General features: G+C 66.0%; 23 protein-coding genes. 8 read left to right on the top strand and 15 right to left on the bottom strand.

Going from position 1 to position 21329, the window contains the following annotated elements:
* The 5 genes from NN4_RS46350 to NN4_RS31795 form a co-directional block, all read right to left on the bottom strand.
* Positions 1-92: cytidine deaminase-like protein (locus NN4_RS46350; protein ID WP_503826345.1), on the bottom strand; the 92-nt coding region annotated here is incomplete at its 3' end.
* Complete coding sequence (locus NN4_RS31810) at positions 89-1447, bottom strand: hemolysin family protein (RefSeq protein WP_147139155.1); 1359 nt, start codon at positions 1445-1447, stop codon at positions 89-91. The genes NN4_RS31810 and NN4_RS46350, both read right to left, overlap by 4 nt.
* Positions 1444-1998: an rRNA maturation RNase YbeY gene (gene ybeY, locus NN4_RS31805; RefSeq protein ID WP_014982750.1), complete on the bottom strand. Its 555-nt coding sequence runs from the start codon at positions 1996-1998 to the stop codon at positions 1444-1446. Before ybeY ends, NN4_RS31810 begins: the two co-directional genes overlap by 4 nt.
* 85 nt (positions 1999-2083) lie before the next feature.
* Complete coding sequence (locus NN4_RS31800) at positions 2084-3145, bottom strand: PhoH family protein (RefSeq protein ID WP_147139171.1); 1062 nt, start codon at positions 3143-3145, stop codon at positions 2084-2086.
* Positions 3146-3304: 159 nt separating this feature from the next.
* Positions 3305-4240 carry a LysR family transcriptional regulator gene (locus NN4_RS31795; RefSeq protein WP_147139152.1) on the bottom strand — a complete coding sequence of 312 codons (936 nt, stop codon included), beginning with the start codon at positions 4238-4240 and terminating at the stop codon, positions 3305-3307.
* A 140-nt stretch (positions 4241-4380) separates the two neighbouring features.
* Between NN4_RS31795 and NN4_RS31790 the strand changes: the two genes are divergently transcribed.
* Positions 4381-5598 (top strand): MFS transporter, encoded by a 1218-nt coding sequence (locus NN4_RS31790; protein ID WP_147139150.1) that lies wholly within the window; start codon positions 4381-4383, stop codon positions 5596-5598.
* A gap of 9 nt (positions 5599-5607) precedes the next feature.
* Here NN4_RS31790 and NN4_RS31785 read toward each other — a convergent pair whose 3' ends face one another.
* The 6 genes from NN4_RS31785 to NN4_RS31760 form a co-directional block, all read right to left on the bottom strand.
* Positions 5608-6348 (bottom strand): 16S rRNA (uracil(1498)-N(3))-methyltransferase, encoded by a 741-nt coding sequence (locus NN4_RS31785; protein WP_147139148.1) that lies wholly within the window; start codon positions 6346-6348, stop codon positions 5608-5610.
* A complete protein-coding gene (gene dnaJ / locus NN4_RS31780; RefSeq protein WP_107654897.1) occupies positions 6349-7500 on the bottom strand; it encodes a molecular chaperone DnaJ in 1152 nt (383 codons plus the stop codon). It lies immediately after the preceding gene.
* 141 nt (positions 7501-7641) lie between these two features.
* Complete coding sequence (hrcA, locus tag NN4_RS31775) at positions 7642-8673, bottom strand: heat-inducible transcriptional repressor HrcA (protein ID WP_107660156.1); 1032 nt, start codon at positions 8671-8673, stop codon at positions 7642-7644.
* A 197-nt stretch (positions 8674-8870) separates the two neighbouring features.
* Entirely contained in the window at positions 8871-10010 is a 1140-nt protein-coding gene (locus NN4_RS31770; protein ID WP_186818728.1) for a DUF3558 family protein, read from the bottom strand.
* Positions 10011-10180: 170 nt separating this feature from the next.
* A complete protein-coding gene (locus NN4_RS31765; protein WP_186818727.1) occupies positions 10181-10606 on the bottom strand; it encodes a DUF4254 domain-containing protein in 426 nt (141 codons plus the stop codon).
* 166 nt (positions 10607-10772) lie between these two features.
* Positions 10773-11231, bottom strand: a complete 459-nt coding sequence (locus tag NN4_RS31760; RefSeq protein WP_147139142.1) for a DNA-directed RNA polymerase subunit beta — start codon at positions 11229-11231, stop codon at positions 10773-10775.
* 255 nt (positions 11232-11486) lie between these two features.
* Between NN4_RS31760 and NN4_RS31755 the strand changes: the two genes are divergently transcribed.
* From NN4_RS31755 to NN4_RS31730, 6 genes are all read left to right on the top strand, one after another.
* A complete protein-coding gene (locus NN4_RS31755; protein WP_147139140.1) occupies positions 11487-12368 on the top strand; it encodes a helix-turn-helix domain-containing protein in 882 nt (293 codons plus the stop codon).
* Positions 12365-12571, top strand: a complete 207-nt coding sequence (locus NN4_RS31750; RefSeq protein WP_147139138.1) for a DUF397 domain-containing protein — start codon at positions 12365-12367, stop codon at positions 12569-12571. Before NN4_RS31755 ends, NN4_RS31750 begins: the two co-directional genes overlap by 4 nt.
* 228 nt (positions 12572-12799) lie before the next feature.
* Positions 12800-13381, top strand: a complete 582-nt coding sequence (locus tag NN4_RS31745) for a DUF3558 domain-containing protein (protein WP_147139135.1) — start codon at positions 12800-12802, stop codon at positions 13379-13381.
* A 42-nt stretch (positions 13382-13423) separates the two neighbouring features.
* On the top strand, positions 13424-13903 hold the full coding sequence (locus NN4_RS31740) for a hypothetical protein (protein ID WP_246181190.1): 480 nt from the start codon (positions 13424-13426) through the stop codon (positions 13901-13903).
* Entirely contained in the window at positions 13900-15102 is a 1203-nt protein-coding gene (locus NN4_RS31735) for a WXG100 family type VII secretion target (protein WP_147139133.1), read from the top strand. Before NN4_RS31740 ends, NN4_RS31735 begins: the two co-directional genes overlap by 4 nt.
* Before the next feature lie 165 nt (positions 15103-15267).
* Positions 15268-16035, top strand: a complete 768-nt coding sequence (locus NN4_RS31730; RefSeq protein WP_147139131.1) for an ESX secretion-associated protein EspG — start codon at positions 15268-15270, stop codon at positions 16033-16035.
* A 290-nt stretch (positions 16036-16325) separates the two neighbouring features.
* On the opposite strand, the gene NN4_RS31725 is transcribed toward NN4_RS31730, so the two are convergent.
* Together NN4_RS31725 and NN4_RS31720 are read right to left on the bottom strand one after the other, a co-directional pair.
* A complete protein-coding gene (locus NN4_RS31725; RefSeq protein ID WP_147139128.1) occupies positions 16326-17477 on the bottom strand; it encodes a DMT family transporter in 1152 nt (383 codons plus the stop codon).
* A 139-nt stretch (positions 17478-17616) separates the two neighbouring features.
* Positions 17617-17910 carry a hypothetical protein gene (locus NN4_RS31720; RefSeq protein ID WP_147139126.1) on the bottom strand — a complete coding sequence of 98 codons (294 nt, stop codon included), beginning with the start codon at positions 17908-17910 and terminating at the stop codon, positions 17617-17619.
* Between the two features lie 182 nt (positions 17911-18092).
* Between NN4_RS31720 and NN4_RS31715 the strand changes: the two genes are divergently transcribed.
* Positions 18093-19370, top strand: a complete 1278-nt coding sequence (locus tag NN4_RS31715) for a helix-turn-helix domain-containing protein (protein WP_147139124.1) — start codon at positions 18093-18095, stop codon at positions 19368-19370.
* Positions 19371-19407: 37 nt separating this feature from the next.
* Here the strand turns inward: NN4_RS31715 and NN4_RS31710 are convergent, their stop codons facing one another.
* Positions 19408-20109, bottom strand: coding sequence for a histidine phosphatase family protein (locus NN4_RS31710; protein WP_147139122.1), 702 nt, complete (start codon positions 20107-20109; stop codon positions 19408-19410).
* 727 nt (positions 20110-20836) lie between these two features.
* Positions 20837-21046, bottom strand: a complete 210-nt coding sequence (locus tag NN4_RS31705) for a hypothetical protein (RefSeq protein ID WP_107654883.1) — start codon at positions 21044-21046, stop codon at positions 20837-20839.
* Positions 21047-21329: the final 283 nt, after the last annotated feature.

Here is a 21329-nt window from a genome sequence, read left to right as displayed (position 1 = left end):
CGGATGGCCGCGCCGCTGGTGCCGCCGGTGCGGCCCATCGCGCCGCGCGCCAGCACCAGTAACTTGTTGTCCTCGGGATCCAATTCGGTCATTCGGTGTCTCCGTCCTCGTGTCGACCGGCCGGGACTTCCCGATCCGATCCATTGCCCTTGTGTGTGCCGTTCGGCTGTTCGCCGTCGGCGTTCTGTGCCTTGTCCGTCACCTTGCGCACCACCACGGTGTGCACCCGCACCCGCCCTCGGGTGTCCGCGCCGCCCTCGCCACGCAACATCAACCCGTGCACCACGACCTTCGACCCGGGCAGCGGCACCCGGCCGAGTTCGTGCGCCATCAACCCGCCGACCGTGTCGACGTCTTCTTCCTCGATGTCGAGTCCGTACAGATCGCCGAGGTCTTCGATCGGCAGCCGCGCCGAAACGCGATAGCGGCCGTCGCCGAGGTCTTCGATGGGCGGCGTCTCGTCGGTGTCGTATTCGTCGGCGATCTCGCCGACGATCTCCTCGAGCACGTCTTCGATGGTCACCAGCCCGGCGATGCCGCCGTACTCGTCGACCAGCAGCGCCATGTGGTTGCGCCTGCGCTGCATCTCGTCGAGCAGGCTGTCCAGCGGTTTGGAGTCGGGCATGAACACGGCCGGGCGCATCACTTCGCGCACCAGCACCTTGCGACTCCGTTCCGCATAGGGCACAAGGTCTTTCAGGTACACCACGCCGAGGATGTCGTCGACGTTCTCGCCGATCACCGGGATACGCGAGTGCCCGGATCGCACCGCGAGCGACATCGCCTGTGCCGCAGTCTTATCCGCTTCGATCCAGACCATCTCGGTGCGCGGCACCATCACCGCGCGGGCGGCGGTGTCGCCGAGTTCGAAGACGGACTGGATCATTCGGCGTTCGTCGTCGGCCACCACGCCGCGCTCGCTGGCCATCTCGACCACTTCGCGCAGCTCGATCTCGGAGGCGAAGGGGCCGTTGCGGAAGCCCTTACCCGGCGTGATCGCGTTACCGAGCAGGATGAGCACCCGGCTGAGCGGGCCGAGCAGCGCGCCGATGAACTGCAACGGCAGCGCGGCGGCCAAGGCGATCGAGTAGGCGTGCTGGCGGCCGAGGGTACGGGGGCCGACCCCGATCACCACATAGGACACCAGCACCATCACCGCGGCGGTGACCAGCAGCGCCCAATTGTCGTCCCAGACCGCGATCAACGCCGCGGCGAGCAGGACGGTGGCGCCGATTTCGCACAGAATGCGCAGCAGCACCATGAGGTTCACGTAGCGGGCGCGGTCGGCGACGATCTTGCTGAGCCGTACGGCGCCGGGCCGATCGGCGCGCACCATATCGTCGACCCGAGCCGGCGAGATGGTGTTCAACGCCGAATCGACGCCCGCGAATACGCCGCCGACCGGGACGAGCAGGACGGCAAAAGTTATCAGGGTCAGCGAACTCACGCGGGTCCTAATGCGTCACCAGGTGTGGTGAAGCCCGCCTTCCCCAGCAGCCTGGCGTCGCGGGCGGCTAGTTCGGCCCGCCGCTGTGCTTCGCGCAGGCTCTCGTACCACTCTTCGAGCAGTCGGGCCTGCAGCGCGAACATTTCCTTCTCCTCCTCCGGCTCGGCATGGTCGTAGCCGAGCAGGTGGAGCACGCCGTGCACGGTGAGCAGCGCGAGTTCGTGGTCCAGCGAGTGACCGGCCTTGCGGGCCTGCCCGGCGGCGAACTCGGGGCACAGCACGATGTCGCCGAGCATGGACGGGCCGGGTTCGGGGCTGTCGGGGCGCCCGCCCGGCTCGAGTTCGTCCATCGGGAAGGACATCACGTCGGTCGGGCCGGGTAGGTCCATCCAGCGCATGTGCAGGTCTGCCATGGTGTCGAGATCGACGAGCACCATCGACAGTTCCGCGGCGGGGTGCACATCCATCCGGGTGATCACGAAGCGCGCGACACTGACCAGATCTTCTTCGGGTACGTCGATACCCGACTCGTTGGCGATCTCGATACTCACCCGGTCAGCCTATGTCACGGCATGCTGCCGTCCGGCTGACACCCGGCGTCGCGGGATGTCAGCCGGACGGTGTCCGGCACGCGGCTCAGCGCCGGTCGCCGCGGTTGGCGGCGCGCCGCTGGGCCCGGTTGCCCGGATAGTGCGGGCCGACCTGCGGCCTGGTCTCCGACTCGGCCCGGTCGTAGGCGTCGACGATGTCCGCGACCAGCCGGTGCCGCACGACATCACTGCTGGTCAGGTAGGAGAAGTGGATGTCGTCGATGTCGGTGAGGATCTCGCTGGCCGCGCGCAAGCCGGACCGCGCACCCGTCGGCAGGTCGACCTGGCTGACGTCGCCGGTCACCACGATCTTCGAACCGAACCCGAGGCGGGTGAGGAACATCTTCATCTGCTCGGCCGTGGTGTTCTGCGCCTCGTCGAGCACGATGAACGAGTCGTTCAGCGTGCGGCCACGCATGTACGCCAGCGGCGCGACCTCGATGACGCCGGCTGCCATCAACTTCGGAATGGCCTCGGGATCCATCATGTCGTGCAGCGCGTCGTAGAGCGGGCGCAGGTACGGGTCGATCTTCTCGTTGAGCGTGCCGGGCAGGAAGCCGAGCCGCTCCCCCGCCTCCACCGCGGGACGGGTGAGGATGATCCGGGTGACCTGCTTGGTCTGCAACGCCTGCACGGCCTTGGCCATCGCCAGATACGTCTTGCCGGTGCCGGCGGGGCCGATGCCGAACACGATGGTGTTGGCGTCGATCGCGTCGACGTAGCGCTTCTGGTTCAGCGTCTTGGGCCGCACGGTCTTGCCGCGCCGGGACAGGATGTCCAGGCTGAGCACCTCGGCCGGGGACTCGGAGGAGCCCTCGGTGAGCATCGACACGGTGTGCCGCACCGCTTCCGGGGTCACCACTCGATTCCGGCCGGTGAGCGCGACGAGCTGTTCGATCACCCGCTCGGCGAGGGCGACGTCGGCCGCCTTGCCGGTGAGGGTGACGGAATTGCCGCGGACGTGGATGTCCGCGTCGAGCAGCTGTTCGAGTTCACGCAGGTTCTGGTCGGCCGAACCGAGGAACGGGAACACGGATTCGGGAGCGAGTTCGATACTGGAACGCACGGTGCGTGCTGCGGGACCCGAGCTGGTTTCGTCGGCGCCGATACCTGTTGTGGATGTCGTCGGGTCGCCGATCTCGCCTTGTGTTCTCAAAAGTGGCTACAGCCTGCTTTCCGGTCTCGACGTGCTGCTGTGTTGATGAAAGTTTAACGCGCCCCACCGACACCGCCCAGTGAATAAGCCGCTAACGGGGGGACCGGGTCTTCACGGGATTCCCCCGCGGCGCTCGGCCCAACCCTCGGCGAAATCACGAAAACGTCGCGCCGCCCCCGGCGCGGACGTCGAGGCCGACCACACCAACCCGACGTCCCGGGTGGCACCGGCGTCCGCCAGCGGAATCAGCACCGGCCCGGCCAGCCGCCCGTCCGCCTTCGCACCGGCCACCCGGGCCGAGCTCGCGGGCCCGAGATCTTCCTCCGGCAGCACCCCGACGCCGAGACCTGCGGCGACCAGGCCCGCGACGGTGACAGGATCACTGGCCTCGAAGGCGATGCGCGGGCGAAGATCGGCGGCGGCACACAGTTCGTCGACGATGCGGCGCATGCCGAAGCCCGGATGCATGGCGATGAAGTCCTCGTCGGCGACCTCGACCAGGCGGACCTGCCTGCGGCCGACCAGCCGGTGATCGGCGGGCACGGCCAGCGCGAGCCGCTGCCGCAGCAGGCCGCGCCAGCCGATGCCCGCCACGCTCGGGCGCGGCGAGACGATACCGAGATCGGAGGTTCCGTCGAGCACATCGGTGGCCACCATTTCGGCGGGTCCTTGGCGCAATGCGAAGGTGATTCTGGCCGAGCCGCGGCGGAATTCGCCGACCAGTTGCGGGACGAGCCAGCCGCCGAAGGAATGCAGGAAAGACAGGCGCACAACACCGTTGGCGGGACTGTTCAGATCGGCGATGGACTTGGCGGCGGTGTCGAGTTCGGATTGCGCGCGGCGCGCCTGTTCGTAATAGATGCGGCCGAATTCGTTGAGGATGATGCGTTTGCCGCGGCGGTCGAACAGCTCTACGCCGAGCCTGCGCTCCAGCCTGCCGAGCATGCGGGACAGGGTCGGCTGGGCGAGGTGCAGGCGTTCGGCGGCCGCGCCGACGCGTTCCAGCTCGGCGAGCGTGATGAACCATTCGAGGTCTTCGCTCAGCACGGGGCCCGCCCTTCCGGTGACACGTGTCACAGCACAGCCGAGAGCGGCATGGGCTGCTCTCCCTATATGCGCTCAGCGCATCAACTCGACCATTATTATTCATTTCCCTTCGGAAGGGTTCGCTCGCGATCCTGAAAGCCATGACCTCGACGAAGACCGGGCCCGCCGCCGCAGGCCGCACGGCACACGAGCGCCGGATCACCACCGCGCTGTTCGCGGCGGGCTTGGCCACCTTCGCGACGATGTACAGCACACAGGCCTTGCTGCCCAGCCTGTCCGCCGCCTTCGATGCGACCCCGGCCCATGCGGCGCTTGCGGTTTCGCTCACCACCGGGTTTCTCGCGCTGGCGATCATTCCGGTGAGCGCGCTGTCCTCGCGGATCGGCCGCACCCGCGTGATGATGGTTTCCGCGGTCGGGTCGGCGGTGATCGGCCTGTTGCTGCCGTTCAGCCCGTCGCTGGAGGTGCTGTTGACCGGGCGAGCGCTGCAAGGGCTCACCTTGGCCGGGGTGCCCGCCGTGGCGATGGCCTATCTCGCGGAGGAGATCGGCACGTCGGGGCTCGGGGCCGCGATGGGTGTCTATATCGCGGGCACCAGCATGGGCGGGCTGGTCGGGCGGGTTATTCCGGGGTTCGTCCTCGGTCTCGGCTCCTGGCGCTGGGCCGAGGCGGTCATCTCGGTGGCCGCCGCGGTGTGCACGGTGTGGTTCGTCCGCAGTCTGCCGCCGTCGCGTGGTTTCGTCGCGCGGCCCGCCGGAATCCGTACCATGCTGGGCGATCTCGCCCTTCAGCTACGCCATCGCGGGCTGCTCGCGCTGTTCGGGCTCGCGCTGGTGCTGGTCGGTGGTTTCGTCTCGCTCTACAACTTCCTCGGCTACCGGCTGACGCAGCCGCCGTTCGAATTGCCTGATGCGGTAGCGGGTTTGGTGTTTCTGCTCTATTTCGCGGGCACTGCGGTCGCGACGGTTGCCGGGCGGCTCGCTGATCGGGCCGGCCGTCATCGGGTGCTCGCCGGCACGGTGCTGCTCATGGGTGTGGGATTGGTCTTGACCGTGCCCGACAACCTGGTGACTCTCATCCTGGGCATGGCCCTGTGCACGGCAGGCTTTTTCGGCGCGCATACGGTGGCGAGTGCTTGGGTCGGCGTGCTGGCGTCCGGAAATCGGGGCGCTGCCTCGTCGTTGTATCTGTTCTCGTTCTATGTGGGCAGCGGTGTTGTCGGCGGTGCCGTAGGTATCGCCTATACCCACCACGGGTGGGCAGGACTCGTCGTCTGCGTCGCCGGTCTGCTGACGGTGGCATTGATCCTGGTGTCCACGTTGGCGTTTCGGGCTCAGAATCTCCGCGTAGAGGCCTGAGGTCGTTCGCTACCAGCGAGGCGTCAGGGCGCCGAGCGCACCCAAGGCGACGGCTGCCGCGGTGGAGGTGCGAAGCACGGTGGGGCCGAGCAGGACGATGTCGGCACCGGCCTCGGACAGCGCGGACAGCTCGGAGTTGTCGAGGCCGCCTTCGGGTCCGACGATCAGCACTACTTCGGGCACGTCCGCGAAAGAGAGCTCGGTGAAACGGCCCGCGCCGGATTCGTGCAGCGCCGCCACGATTGCGCCGCCCGCCTTGGCTTTACGGATCAACTCGAGGAGATCGCGAGTGCGATGCAGATCGGCGACCTCGGGGATATAGGCGCGGCGGGATTGGCGGGCGGCCGAGCGTGCGGCGGCACGCCACTTGTCAACGGCCTTGCCCGCCTTGCCTTCCCAGTTCGCGATGCAGCGAGCAGCCTGCCACGGGACGATGCTGTCGGCGCCCGCCTCCGTCATCAGCTCAACGGCCAGCTCCGAGCGGTCCGATTTCGGCAGCGCTTGAACGACGGTCACGCGTGGCGAGACAGCTTGCGCCACAGTGCGGTTCAAGATCCGCAACTCCAGCCGATCACGCTGCGCCGCAACGACTTCCGATTCGGCGAGCACGCCGCGCCCGTCCGACAGGGTGATCGGCTCCCCGACCCGGATGCGGCGCACCGTGGCGGCGTGCCTGCCCTCCGGGCCGTCGAGCACGGCGACGGCGCCCGGTTCGGGCACCTCGTCGAGGTAGAAGACCGTCGCGGCCAATTAGCGTCCGCTGAACGAGGCCCGCAGCCTGGCGAACAGGCCGCTGTTGTGCTCGGACTGGGTGGACATGACCTCGGCGCGCTCGCTCGGGCGCATGCCCTTGTACTTGCGCAGCAGGTCGGTCTGCTTGCTGTCCAGCTTGGCGGGGATCACGATGTCCAGGTGCGCGAGCAGGTCGCCGCGCGCGCCGGACCGCAGCCGCGGCATGCCGTGGCCGCGCAGCACCGAGACCTCGCCCGGCTGGGTGCCCGGCGCGATGGTCAGCTCGGTGGGACCGTCCAGGATGGTGTCGATCACCACGGTGGTGCCCAGCGCGGCGTCGACCATCGGCACGCGGATGGTGCAGTGCAGGTCGTCGCCGTCGCGGACGAAGACGTCGTGCGGCTGCTCGACGATCTCGACGTACAGGTCACCGGCGTGGCCGCCGCCCGGGCCGACTTCGCCCTGCGCGGCGAGCCGCACCCGCATGCCGTTCGCGACACCGGCCGGAATCGGCGCGGCGATCTCGCGACGGGCGCGCACCCGGCCGTCGCCACCACACTTGTGGCACGGATCGGGAATGGTCTCGCCGGCGCCGCGGCAGGTCGGGCAGGGACGCGAGGTCAGCACCTGGCCGAGGAAGGAGCGCTGCACGGATTGCACTTCGCCTGCGCCGCCACAGGTTTCACAGCGCACCGGCTTGGATTTGCCGTTGGTGCCCGCGCCGGTGCACACGTCGCAGAGGATCGCGGTGTCCACGGTGAGATGCTTGGTCACGCCGACGGCGCATTCGGCCAGGCTGAGCCGGGTCCGCAGCAGCGAGTCCGCGCCGGGCTGCACCCGGCCACGCGGCTTGCGCGCGCCACCCGAGGCATTCATGCCACCGAAGAACGCCTCGAACACATCCCCGAGTCCGCCGAAACCGGCGCCCGAGAACCCGCCACCGCCGCCACCGGACTCCAGCGGGTCGCCGCCGAGGTCGACGATGCGTCGCTTCTCCGGATCCGACAGCACCTCGTAGGCGGCAGACACTTCCTTGAACCTGGCCTGCGCCGTCTCATCGGGGTTGATGTCGGGATGGAGCTCCCGCGCCAGCTTGCGATAGGCGCGCTTGATCTCCTGGTCGGTCGCGTTCTTCGCGACGCCGAGCAGTCCGTAGTAGTCCCGTGCCACTTGAGTTCTCTAGTCCTTGGTCGTTCTCGACAGTGCCGACGGTGCTTCACCGCTCCAACCGCATGCTGATCGACAGCATTAGTCGGATGCACTCAACTTTATCCGGCCGGAACTACGAGCGTATCAGCGGCATCGGAGCCGTCAGCGTTCGGCGAGGACCTCACCGATGTAGCGGGCAACCGCCGCCACCGAGGCGATGGTGCCCGGATAGTCCATCCGAGTGGGGCCGAGCACACCCATGCCGCCGAGGATCGCCCCCGACGTGCCGTAACCGGTCGATACCACCGAGGTTCCGCGCATCTGCTCGACCTGGGTCTCCTCGCCGATGCGCACCGTCACGGTGCCTGGCTGTTGCGCGGCGGCCAGCAGCTTGAGCACGATGACCTGCTCCTCCAGCGCCTCCAGCACGTCACGCAGCGAGCCGGGGAACCCGAAGTCGGCAGCGTTGCGGGTCAGGTTGGCGGTGCCGCCGAGCACCAGTCGTTCCTCCGGATGCTCCACCAGCGTCTCCACCAGCACCGTCGACACCCGGATCAGCACATCGCGCAACCGCGGCGGCGCCTGCTCGGGCAGTTCGGCCACCGCCGCCGACGCCGCGGCCAGCCGCTTGCCGTCCATCGCGCCGCCGAGCATGCCGCGCAGTGCGGCTAAATCGTCGTCGTTGATCAGCGCGCCGAGCTCGACGAGTCGCTGGTCGACGCGGCCGGTGTCGGTGATCACCACGAGCAGCAGGCGCGCGGGATTCAACGCGACCACCTCGATGTGCCGCACCGTCGACGCGGACACCGACGGATACTGGACGACCGCAACCTGCCTGGTCAGCTGGGCCAGCAGTCGCACACCGCGACGGAGCACGTCGTCGAGATCTACCCCCGACTCCAGGAACTCCATGATCGCCCGCCGCTCCGCCCCCGACAGCGGCTTCACCTCGGCGATCCGATCCACGAACTGCCGGTAGCCCTTGTCGGTGGGGATGCGCCCGGAACTGGTGTGCGGCTGCGTGATGTAGCCCTCGGCCTCCAACACCGCCATGTCGTTGCGCACTGTTGCACTGGAGACACCCAGATTGTGCCGTTCCACCAGGCTCTTCGACCCGATCGGCTCCTTGGTCGCGACATAATCCGCGACGATCGCGCGCAGGACCTCGAACCGCCTGTCCTCGGTGCTCGACATCGGCCCCACCTCCTCGCTTCCGTCCTCGGGTACGCCGCCGTAGGCCGTCGGCGAACCCGCCACATCGCACAACTTCCTGCGAATCCCGGTCCGTCTGGTTAACCAGTCTAATTGCCTATACCCGAATCGCCGCTTGCGCGCCACGGGTGGAGGGGCTGGACTGCGGTCGATGCAGGTGAAGCCGACGTGCGTTCGGGTCAGGGGATCGCGCGCAGGACCGTGGGCGCGACCTGGACGACTTGGGTACAGGCGTCGAACGGGAAGGGTGGAGTGGCCGGGGCGAGGTTGACCGAGACGCGCAAGAGGTGGGCGTTGCTTGCGGTCGGTGGGTCGGCGCGGCGGTAGTTCAGGGTGATTGCGCAGGTGGAGTTTTCCCGAGTGGGGTCGGTGGATTGGACCGTGCGGAGTTCGGTGCCGGTCAGACCCTCGACGTTCGTGTGGCGCGCATATTGGATGGCCTGTCCGCCGTCTAGGCCGGAGGGCAGGCGGTTGACCTCGCCGGTCTTGACCATCTGCTCGTTGCTCTGGTCGAAGGAGACCTCGACCGTGGCACGGTGCGCGCCGCCGGTCTGGACGAGGGTGATGGCGCATTTGTAGGCCTTGGTCCAGCCGACGGAGGTCAGCTGCCAGCCGGTGAACTGGGCAGCGATCTGCGAGGTGGCGCCGCATGGGTTGCGCTGTCGCAGTGAGCGTCCGGCAGGTTCCTCGATGACATGGGGTGGCAAGGCGGTGAGGCCGTCGATTGTCGCGGTGAGGTATTCCCTGACGAATCGGCAGGGCTGGGACCACGGGACCGGTGTTTTCGCCGGGCCGGTCATCTTGGCGACGCTCAAGTGGTGCGCGAATCCGGTGTCCCCGGCCGGGATTCGGTAGTCGCAGCCGTACGCCTCGGGCCTGTCGTCGCTGCTCGTGCTGCGGTACACGGTGCGGCCGTTGACCTGCTCGGTCCGGTCCGCAGCCCGCTGGGACGAGGTGTAGAGCTTGTCCAGTTCCAGATTGAACGAATAGTAAGCATCATCGGGGGCATTGAGTATCAATCCGCAACCGGTCCAACCGCCGCCGCGTTCCAATCCGGGACTGCGGTCGTAACGTTGGAAAAGACCTAAGCGCTCGGCGAATTCGCGATTCAGCAGTGCGCACGGGTCGGTGGCGCGGATCCGCGCCATGAGGTCGGCCGTGCCGGGCGCGATAGCGGCCAGCTCTTGCGAACCCGGCGTGCCCGCCTGCGCTTTCGCCGCTTTCGGGGCGGTGGATTCGGCGCTCGGGCGCACCTTCGCCTCGGTGGAGATGGTGCCGCACGCGCACATCATGAGGACGACCGTGGCCAGTGCTGCCATGGCCGCCCAGCCCCGTCTGCCGCCTGAGATCAACGGCAACTCCCTCGGCTTATCGAACGATCCACGGCAGGTTAACCCAATAGCGGCGGCTCCCTTATCGGTTCTCGAATACCCGGTGAATCGTGACCTAATCAGTGTCGGAAACCACGTCACACGAACAAAACTCATGATCAGCACCCACTCGGCAGACGGCGGCGGCCTGCGTTCAGTTCGGTGATCAGGTCCTCGTAGCCGACCGCTAGTTCGGCGAGGCGTTCCCAGGCGAACCAGAGCTCCCAGTCCGATTCGCCGGCCAGGGATGCATAGGCGTTCGCGGTGAGCCGAGCGAGGCGATCGAGGATCGCGCCGAGGGTTTCGGTGTGCACATAGGCACCGCCGTGTGCGACGGGGAGGTGCACGGTGACCCAGCGATCGATGTCACGGACCTCCCGAGCACGATATTCGTCTATATGGCAGACGGATTCGTGCGGAGTGGACAGCCGGTGTTCGTGCAGTGCGGTCAACTCCCGAACCGCGCGTAACAACGGATGGTCGTCAGTGTCCTCGCCGCGGCACGCGCGCAGCACTTGGCTTCTCGTCGGCAACGAACCATTCACGCGATTACCTCCCCCGGTGCGTGGGCTGTATTGCACACCCTTTGTAGGAGCTGCACACACCGCGTAATGGGTGCGCGGCTCACAGAAGGGGTGTGAGGATCCAACAATGTCTGCGGTGTTCGCACGCAGTGTGTCTGGGGCGCTTGGATTTTCGTGGGCTGTGGGGTCAACGGGCAGGCCTCTTGGTGCAGGCGCGCAGGTAGTCGATGATGACCGCGCAAGAGGGGCGGAAAGTGTCCCGTGGCAGGACGACCCAGGCGCGGGACGGGGTGTGCGAATCCGCTGGGGACGGAAGGGCGATCTCACCGCCGAACGGCACGACGGCGACGTCGAGACGGAATAGTTCGGTGAAGAGACGGGGGTCATCGGGCACATCCGGCCGACACAGGAAAGTCCAACGGCGGGAACGGATATGGGCCATTATCGGGCCGACCGGGCAGCCACGGAACAGCATGTCGTCCCGGACGCGCTGGCCGAGCCGGGCGGGCATGGTGATCGCGCCGACCAGGCCGACCTTGACGATGATTCGGCCTGCTTCCGGTTGGATGCCGGCCGGTAGCCCGCAGGTGCGGCGGTAATAGGCACAGCGCGAAAAAGGGGTGTCTCTGAACGTTGGGTCATGCATATCGAACCTCGACTCACCTCGATCGATCGGTTGGTGCCCCCGGTTCCGAGTGGACCTGAACCCGCTCTCGCCGATAGGGTTTCAAGTCTTCGATGACACGGACCGGGGCGCGCGTTCAGTAGAGCACCGGAAATGATCGGCGGGAACGTTCCCAGTAGTGGAACCAGGGGAAAATTCGCAAGGTTCCAAGGATTCCCGTCCATGCGGTTCCAGTTGCATACCTGGCCAATAGTGAGGCTACGAAAGGGAATTGCCGTGACCCCCACCGGATCCACCCTCCCCCGGCGCATGCTGGCACGTCAGCTGCGTGAACTCCGGGAGAATTCAGGCGTCAGCGCGGAAATCGCGCGACTGGCGATAGGCGTTGGCAAACAAACACTGTGGCGGATGGAGACCGGGCAACCCGTGCGGTTGAATCCGTTGTTCATCCGGCGGTTGTGCGAGGTGTACGGTGCGCCCGAGGACGTGACGACGATGCTGCTCGGACTGGCGGAAGAATCGCATCGCACCGGATGGTGGCATGCGTACGGGGATGCCGTGCCGAAGCATTTCGATTTGTTCATCGGGTTGGAAGAGGCTGCGAAGAGGGTTGTTTCGTATCAGACGGTGCTGCTGCCGGGGTTGTTGCAGACCGATGAATATCGGCGGGCGATGATCGGGGTGGACTCACCCACAATGCCCATCGAGGAAGTCGAACAGCGGATCGAACTGATCACTCGGCGGAAGGTTCGGTTGACCGAAGCCGACAGTCCGTTGACCGTCGACGCCATCGTGGACGAATGCATCCTGCGCCGGGCCATCGGTGGTTCGGAGGTGATGATTGATCAGCTCCACCATCTCGCCCGAGTCGGCGAGCTACCGAACGTCTGCGTGCGGGTGGTTCCGCTCAGTGCGGAGGCGTACGGAGGCCTGGCGGTAGGGCCGTTCGCGCTGCTCGAATTCCCAAGGCACCCAACGGCACATCTGACTGAGCCGCCTGTTGTCTACCTGCAGGGCCACACCGGAGCGCTGTACCTCGAGAAGACCGACGAGGTGCAGCAGTATCAGCAGGCATGTATCGACTTGCGACGTTCTGCATTGGACGAGTCCCGCAGTCGCACGCTCATCCACAAGATCGCGAAGGAGTACGCAAGGTGAGAACAGATCTATCGACAGCCTCCTGGTTCAAGAGCAGCTACAGCAGCCCCAGTCAGGACTGCGTAGAGGTCGCCTTTCTCGGCGGCGACGGGGTCGGCGTTCGTGACTCGAAGAACCCGAACGGGGCTGCGCTTGTTTTCAGCTCCAGTGAGTGGGAGGTCTTCATCGCCGGTGTTGCCAGTGGGGGGTTCGAGCTGCGGTAAGGCTGTGCTGAGGATGTGAGCCGGGGCCGGGACTTCGTTCTGTGTGAAGTCCCGGGCCCGACCTCGGACAGCTTTGACCGACCCGCCACCAACGGCCGCCGACCTGCGACGCGACTCGCTTGCACGCAGGTAGACGCATCGGTAGCGTCAGCGTGAGCTGAAGCGGGGGGCGGAGAAGCCGGTCCGGTCCCGCGCGATCGATTCGAGCACCGGCGGGCGAAGGATCCGATGACGAGCAGGTCTCTGTCGTGGAAGGTGTCCGGTCTCGTTCTTGGTGCCGTGTTTGTGTTGGCGGGGTGTGGGCCTTCGGACGATGGGAACGGGAAGCCCACGGGAAGCACGAATAGCCCAGCCACTTCCAAGGCAGGTCTCGCTGCGGATGTTCCGTCGGGCTTCAATCCATGCAACGACGTCCCGCAGGCCGTGCTCGATTCAGAGAAACTGCGCCAGAAGATCCCGAATGACTCCAATGCAAACGGTGGCGTCAAGTGGCGAGGCTGCATGTGGGTCCAGCCGGACGGATACGCAGCAAGCATCCAAACAACGAACATCACCGTCGACCTGGTCCGCGAGAAGAAGTTCCCAGACAGCCGTGAGTTCACGATCGGTACTCGTCACGCGATCTCGACCCGTCAGGTCGATGATCACCCAGAGGCGGCATGCACCGTCAATGTGGAGATGAAGGGTGGCAGCCTCGAGTTCAATCTCACCAACCCGGCATCGAACAAGGCCACAGGGCAGCTCAACACTTGCGACTTGGCTCGGGGTCTGGCTGAGAAGGTTGCACCGGCGATGCCTGCTTCGACGTAACCCACTGTAAGCGAATGGATTCACAGGGAGGGATGGACCGAAATGGGTGACGACACGACGCCAATGCCCCGCCCCATGGCGAACATGATCAGTGCGGTGCGGGACGGGCAAGCGACAGTCGAAATGAAGCCTGAGGACTTCGTCTATATAGACCGCGACTGCGAATACTTCAAAGGCGTAATCCGGCAGATCCAAGGACTCGCAGAGCAAGTGTCGCGACAGCCGAGCTGGGGACTCGGCGAGGAAAACGACGAAATGGTGTCAGGACGGACTGTCGTCGAGCGGTTCAAACAGAAGGCCAAGCTCGCGGGCGAGGGCAACGATGTCTACTCGATCATGAATCAGCACTACAAGATCGTCGAAGACCTCCAGGAAGTCCATCGAGCCGCCCGAGAGCGAATGATGCAGGCGGACAGCAACTTTGCCAGCGAGTTCACGCATTTGAACGCGACACTCCCCGAGCGCCCACCCGCGCAACTCCCCGCCGGCCCGTACCTCCTCCCGGATGGAACCGCCCGATGACCGGATACGAATCCCCACGGATTCCGGGCGGCGGCGAGCACACCGACAGCTGGGATCACCCGGAAATCAAAAGTGCATTCGACCCGCTCGATACCACCAACGCGATCGGTCAGGCCGAAAAGTACTGGCAGATGCACCAACTCTGGGAGCAGGGCGTGGCGACCTTCGCTCGCTCGATCCAGAACTCGATCTCCCAAGCGTGGTCCGGGCCTGCCGCCGAGGCTTCGAAGAACTCGATCCAGGCCTACACGACCGACGCCCACACGCTGACGCCCGCGCTGGCCGAACTGCACACCCGGGTGCGCGACGCGGCGACCGCGATCGTCAACACCAAGAAGGCGATTCCCGATCCCGTCGAGGTCACCTGGACGTCCTGGGCGTGGCCGCCGCGCCGGTGGGACTTGCAGCGCGACCAGACCGAGGAGACGCAGAAGGCGCGCGTCGCGATGAACGAGCACTACGTGCAGCCGTTCAGCCAGATCGACGGCAAGATCCCCGTCCTGCCCACCCCGACGAGTCCCACCAAGGCTGTCGACATCACACCTCCGCCAGGCGGATACAACACCGACACCGGCGGCCAGCCGAACCAACCCACGTCGACTACCACCGACCCGGCTTCGAACAACTCCACTGTTCCCGGCGGCAAAGACGGCGATGGCAAGCCGGACGAACCGTCGACGCAGGACCCGAAGTTGGCTGACAACCGGAAGCCCGAGCAGACCACACCGGCCTCGACGAACCCGGCAGGCACTCAGACCACACCGGCCGGCACCAACCCGACGACCACCCCGACACCGAGCAACCCCACCTCCACCGATCCGGCGAAGACCGCGCCGACGGGCACCGGGACGCCGTACTCCCCGAGCAGTCCCGGCAGCCCCAGCAGATCGGGCAGCCCCAGTAGTCCGGGTTCGCCTAGTTCGAAGACCCCGCAACCCGGCCGCAGTATCTCCGGCAGTCCCGCCGTTCCGAGCACCACGTCCACCCCGGCGGCAGCAGCCTCGGCGGCTACTCGTGGCGCGAGCGGGGCCCCCGGCATGGGCGCCCCGGGCATGGGCGCGCGCGGTGGTCAGTCCGAGGACGACTCCGAACACAAGATCCCCGACTACCTGATCACCCAGGAAAACACCGACGAACTGCTCGGTGAGCTCCCGAGGACGATCCCCGGCGGCGTAATCGGCGGCGACAACACCACTTAGACCGCACGACACCGCACCGAACGGGACCGCACGGCGGAACCTCGCGTTTCGCCGCCGCCATGTTCCGTTCGCGGTGGCGGTGCTCGCCGGGCGCAGTTCGGTGGTGCGAGCGCGGCCGTCGAGGGCACTCACGAACAGAAAGAACACGGAGAAGATCGGACCGAGATGACTGAATGGACTTGGGAACCAGATGATTTCGCTGCACTCTGGTATTCCGATGCCCATGATCGGTTCCCCGGTCCGTTGCGCTACACGAGCCGATTCGCATTGCGCGACGAGTTCGCGGCACATCGCCGCGCAGTCCGCGACCGCTATACCGCCGATGAGCTGGAGGAGATCCAGCTAGCGCTGCACACCTTGGGCACGTCCGGCATACGGATCGAAATCCTCGGCGGCACAAGCAAACACAAGAAAAGCACCGGCCGAGATGACCTACGCGAATACCGAATCATCGGTGCCCGCAACGCCTATCACGCCGTCACCCTGATGCAGGCGGGCACCGCCACCGAGCACGGCCCGATCCGCGTCCGCATGTTCCGCCCGGAAAGCCTTGCCGCACGCACCGTCCAGTCCCTCCCCGCCTGCCCGCCAGGCACCGCCGCGCCGGCCACCTTCCACCCAGACGACATCGCACCGCGCCGCGACGGCTACTTCGAAGACGTCGCCCGCCAAACCCCTCGTGAGCAATACCAACGCCTCGTCGGCCGCCCCGCCGACGGTGGCGGCACCGCCGTCCTCATCGCCGCCCCGCTGCACGCCCTCGCTCAACCCCGGAACGTCCTGCAGTGGCACGACATCACCGACGACGGCCGCTACACCGAAATCCGCGGCCCGCACATCACCATCCGCCCCACCACCCCCACCGACCTGACCAGTCACTTCACCACCTGGATAACCCAGGCCTTGAATCGCCTAGAAGAAGCCACCTGGTAACCAACTACTTGACGTAACAATTGCGAGCGCCTGCACATTGATGCCTGTCGCTTCAAATCGCATTACGGCGTTCGGAATAATGCGTTCACAGGTGCCGCAAATTATGAGCGCACAATTAACAGTCACGGATTAACCTATTTCCGAAGAGAAATATTGCTGACGCTAAATAACTCCGTCGCCAGTGAAAGCGAATTGTGTCGACGCCCTCGAAAAGCCTGCGGCCTGCGACGCAACAAACTCCCGATAATCGTGCCCAGACAGCCCGGAGCGACGCTGTGCGCGGATCCTCCTCAACTGGCCACAGACCGCTGCCCTTGACCACTCGCCGGGTCCCACGTCCCGATCCAGGAGTGGCTCGCGGCCAGCTCTTCCGCACGCTCCGTGCGCGGCTGATCGCGTCCCTCCGGCAGATACATCCGGAGCACCGGCGGCGCCTGCTCGGCCGCGGCCAGCGCGAGCTCCGGTTGCTGCGCGGTCACCGGATCGTCGCCATCGGGCTCGGTGACGGTCTCGGTGCCGCGCCCATCGAGCATGTTCAGCGCCAGCGCGCACAACACGATCAGCCCCCCGCCGATGATCCCGCTCCACGTGGGCACCTGACCGAAGAAGATCAGCCCGAACAGCAGCCCCCACACGCACTCGACGGTCAGCATGTTGCCGCTGAGCACGGGGTCCACTCGTTCGAACGAATAGTTGATGAGGAAGACGTTCAGTACGCTGAGCACTCCGCCGATACCGATTGCGGCCCAAAGCATTACCGCTGACGCGTTCGCCTGGACATGCGGCAGGCCATCTCTTTGCAGCAGCGAGGTCAGCGCGACCCCCACGGCACCGACACCGAGGGTCAGCGCGGTGAGTTCGTGATTGTTCAGCGTCCCGTCGTGCAGATCCCGGCCGAGGTAACTCAGCGAGATCGCCACCATGGCGACCAGCGCGAGCAGGTTGCCATAGTTCAGCGAGCTCGACGCGTTGCCGCCGAATCCCGACAGGATCGCGACACCCACGGCGGATCCACCGACGAACACGATCCGCACGGCAGACACGCGCACGCTGCGCAGCAGCATCCCGAGGGCCGCGACCAGCGGCAAGGCGGCGATGAACGAAATGTCGCTCACCGCCGTCATCCCGGCGGCCTTCGCGAACAGGGTGGTGCCGACTACGTACAGCAGCACGGTACGTCCGATCACCACGCACCATTCCCGCGCGCTGATCCGCAGCACGGTGCGCCAGCGGATACATCGGCTGAATGCGATTATCGCGATGAAGAACGCCAGACCCGTACGGAGATAGACCTGTTCGGGCGCGGTGAAGCCGCCACCGAGATAGCGCGACACCACGGTGAGCATGGCAAATGACGCGGTTAGCAGAACCAGCGCTCCGATACCGCGCAGGTCAGTGAAATGTCTGCTTTGTACGATCTCGGACCCGTTGATATCGCTCACATTACCGATTTGAGCGACACCCAGGTTCCGTACTCCCGGGTATTTTTTCGCGACTTGCCGCAGCTACAACGGTACGGGCTGAACGACTCCCGCTACGGCGTCGCGTATCCGGTGTGTGCCTCGGTCAGGCGGGATTCGACTAGGCGGTACCCCCTGCCGCATTATGCAGCCGGGCGTGCTTTCGATCATCACGACAGTGACAGCGGCGGCCGCGAGCCAGCCAACCTGCCACCACCCAGGCTCCCGCCAGGGCCGTCACGGCCAGGGTGTTCATTTCCGAGGCCGCGGTCACGAAGGTGGCCAGAGCGGTCACCACAGTCGCGATAGGCGTCATTACGTGCACCATTTTGTGGGCGAATGACACGTGGTCATCCTCGTCGGCGGCACACTCCGGGTTTGCCAGGACCCTGCCGACGATGACGATTTTTTTCATACCCCCAGCGTGCCGCTGACCGGGGCCTGCGGCCAGGGATTGCCCCGCTCTTGCACGCCTTACGCGCAGAACCACGACTTTTATGGACGAAGTCGTAGGGCAGGGATACCGTCGAAAGCGCGGACGTCGCAGATACCTACGCGTGTCCCGACTATCAGAAACACCAATGATCTGGAGATGTTGTGGGTGGGCAGCACAGCATTGCGTGCGGAAGACGAGTCGTACGCGAATACGAGGCCGCGGGTGGGTCGACGTGGGAGCAGGTACACGCGGTGCGATCGCATTGCGGGGTTTCCTTGTTGCGCGCTCATCGCATCGCGCATGGGTTCACACTCGTCGATGTCGCGCAGCGACTACAGCAGATTGTCAGCGCCGACGGATCGTCGTGCCGGGGGTTGTCCCATCAGAGCGTGTCCCGCTGGGAGACCGGCCTCGACATGCCGACCTATCAGTTCCTCGACGCCCTGTGCCGGTTGTACCGCACGCGACCGGACCGGCTCGGTTTCGGACACGACTACACCGACGACGAAACCCCTTCTCCCGCTTTACCCGGCCGCTTGGTCGTCGCTCCGGCTTCACATGTCGGCTCCACCGCGCGGGATACCGTTCGCGCACTGGAGGAAAGCCTCGAACTCAGCGGCTATCTCGTATATGTCCTTCCCCCTTCGGAATACATTCCCGCGCGGATGCGCGACCTGGCTCAGGTCCAGCATGTGAAGCTGACCGATCACTCCGCCGATCTGCACCGGCGGCTGCACCGCATCGAGGCAATTCTGGCGGGCCTCATCGCTTTTCGACTGAACGACGTCGCCGATCTGCACGACACATTCATGTGGTTCGCCAAAGCGCGCCGGGCCGCCCGCCATGCCGGCGACCCTTCGCTCGAGGCCTGGCTGGCCGGGCACATGGCGCACACCCACGAGTGCTATCGGCACGCCCTCGATCAAGGATTGGCCGCAGCGCGTTCGGCGCAGGCGGCCAGCGGACGGACGCCGACCGCGGCGGGTGTGTTCGGGTTGCTGGCCGAGGCGGGGATTCAGGCGAGAATCGGGCGGCGCCGGGACGCGCTGGAGGCGGTGAACGCGGCGGAGCGGATGTTCGACGCCCTGCCGGAGACCGCGACGACCGACGACAACCTCGGCACCTCCGAATACATCCTGCGGTGGCATCAATCGCATGCGCTGAGTTCGATCGGGGATTGGCGGGCGGCCGAGGCGATCCGCGACCGCATGCTCGAGTTACCGATGGCGGAGAAGGACCAGGTCGGTCGTGCGCTGCTCGACCTCGACATGGCCTCGTTATGGACGCGCCAAGGGGAACTCGACCATGCGCGCGAGCAGATCCGTCAGGTGTGGCAGTCGCTGCCGCCGGAACTGCGGGTGGGTCAGGTGCGCAGGAATGTCTCGCAGCTCGTGGTCGGACTACCACCGGCGGTGCGGGACAACATCATCGAGCGGTGATGGTGGGACATGTTGCGCGCGCAGGCAATTGGTGGGGTCAGGTTTCAGGTAGATGGGTGCGCTCGTCGTAGGTCAGCAGCTGATAGCCGTCGGCGGTGCGCTGCCAGCCGGTGATCGAGCCGTTGCCCGCGAGCCCCTCTTCGGCGAGCGCCAAAACTGCTGTGTCGGTGAGGTTCTCGAGAATTTGACGGAGAAAGAGTACGACGGCGTCGTGCGCCACGATCAGCACGCGGCGATGCCGGTGCTCGGATCGGAGATCGGACACTACGCCGCGGAGGCGCTCGGCGACATCCTTGAACGACTCGCCGCCGGGCGGGCGGTAGCCGAGTGGGTCGCGAGCTTCTTTCCCGGGTTCGTCAGGGAAGCGCTCGCGCACAGCGGCCCGCGGTAGGTGTTTCAACTGGCCACGGGATCGGTCGTACAACCGCTGATCGATGCGATGGCACGGGAGTGTCCGGTTCGCCGCGCGCAATTCCTGTTCGGCGAGTTGCCAGGTTTGCACTGCCCGCAGGTACGGCGAGCAAAGCACCAGGTCAGGCAGCTGATCAGGGTCCAGGGAAACCAGCCATCGGCCGACCGCCACGGCCTGCCGCTCCCCCAACTCGGTCAGTTCGATGGTCATGTCGTCGGATTCGATGAGTTCGCCGGCGGCAAGAGCAACATTCGCAGTGCTCTGCCCGTGCCGGACCGCGTACAGCAGGTCGACAGATCCCGAATTGTCCGTATGCGAACAGGTCATCTCGAATTCACTCCGCCCCCAACCACTTACATCATCAGTTCCCACGCCAGCCCCTTCGTGATCACCCCAATTATGCGCCCCTCCCGCCGCTTACTCAGCAGTGCCGCGCCGAACGCCCCGCTGAGCCGGGGTTTCGCACTTCGAGCGTGGCGGCAGACTTGCGCCGCCGAATATCGGGGCCGCGGCCGCAACCCGACGCCGAAGCCGAGCCCGAGGCCAGAGCAGGAGTAGGAGGGAGGGCCCGCGCCGAGCCGCCGGTCCACAGCCGACCTGAGCCCAGGGCCGGTCCGGGGCGGGGTGGTCAGAACCGGAGCTACGGCAGGCGCCGCAGTCAGTGCCGGCCCGAACCATCTGGACGTCCGATCGATCTTTCGGGCAGCACGGCATATCAGGGCGGCCGCAAACCAGGCGGAGTCCGCCCCCGTGCCGACTGCGGTTCAGCTAACCGGAGCGATGCCTACGGCTGGGCGAGCGTTGCCCTGATGCCCGCCGCACAGGTCGGTTCCGCTTGCACGGCGACACAGCTGCAAGCGATCACCTGCACGGTGACACGCCAGCACAGCAGCGGAGTCCGTCCGACCTACCGCGCACACAGACGCCAGACACCGCACGATCGCAATGATCGCGCGGCGCTGTGTTTTTCGATGACCCGTCGCGTGTCGTCCAGCGCTTCCGCGCCGCGTACGGGTGACACCCCGCGAATGGCTTTCGCCGGCGGGAGGTTTGGTTAGTCGCAGACCCTGGCTTGTTTGCCGGCGAGTGCGTCCAGGCCGAGCATCGCCAATAGGGATTGGCAATCATCGGCGTTCTGTGAATAGCTGGCAACGGTGCGTGCGGCTACCGCGCTCTGTCGCGCAGTTTCGGCCTTTTCATTTGCCCGCGCCTCGGCGAATTCGCCCGGTTCGTGGATGAGAGTGATGTGTCGTGCCGGGGACATGAATCTCCTTGGGGTTGATCGAAGCCTACAAGGCGCGCTCGCTCCGCGACAGCCGAACCGACCCGGCAGTTCGCTGACCGGGGTCTGTCGGGCGGCACGATACGGACAATTCGACAGGTGGCGGGGCGCGTCGAAGGGGAACAAATTCCGCCGCCTTCCGAGGTGGTCGGACGCTTGCGAGCGCCCCGGAGCGGGCAGGGCCGCCGAGGCTACGGAACGCCGCCGAAGGTGGATTTGTCGGCGCGGATGGGGCCTGCGGCCGCACACTCGATCCAGATCGAGG

The sequence above is a fragment of the Nocardia ninae NBRC 108245 genome (assembly GCF_007990755.1).
GTDB lineage: Bacteria > Actinomycetota > Actinomycetes > Mycobacteriales > Mycobacteriaceae > Nocardia > Nocardia ninae.
Note: the sequence above shows the minus strand (reverse complement) of the source record. Positions and strands in the feature narration are given on the sequence as shown.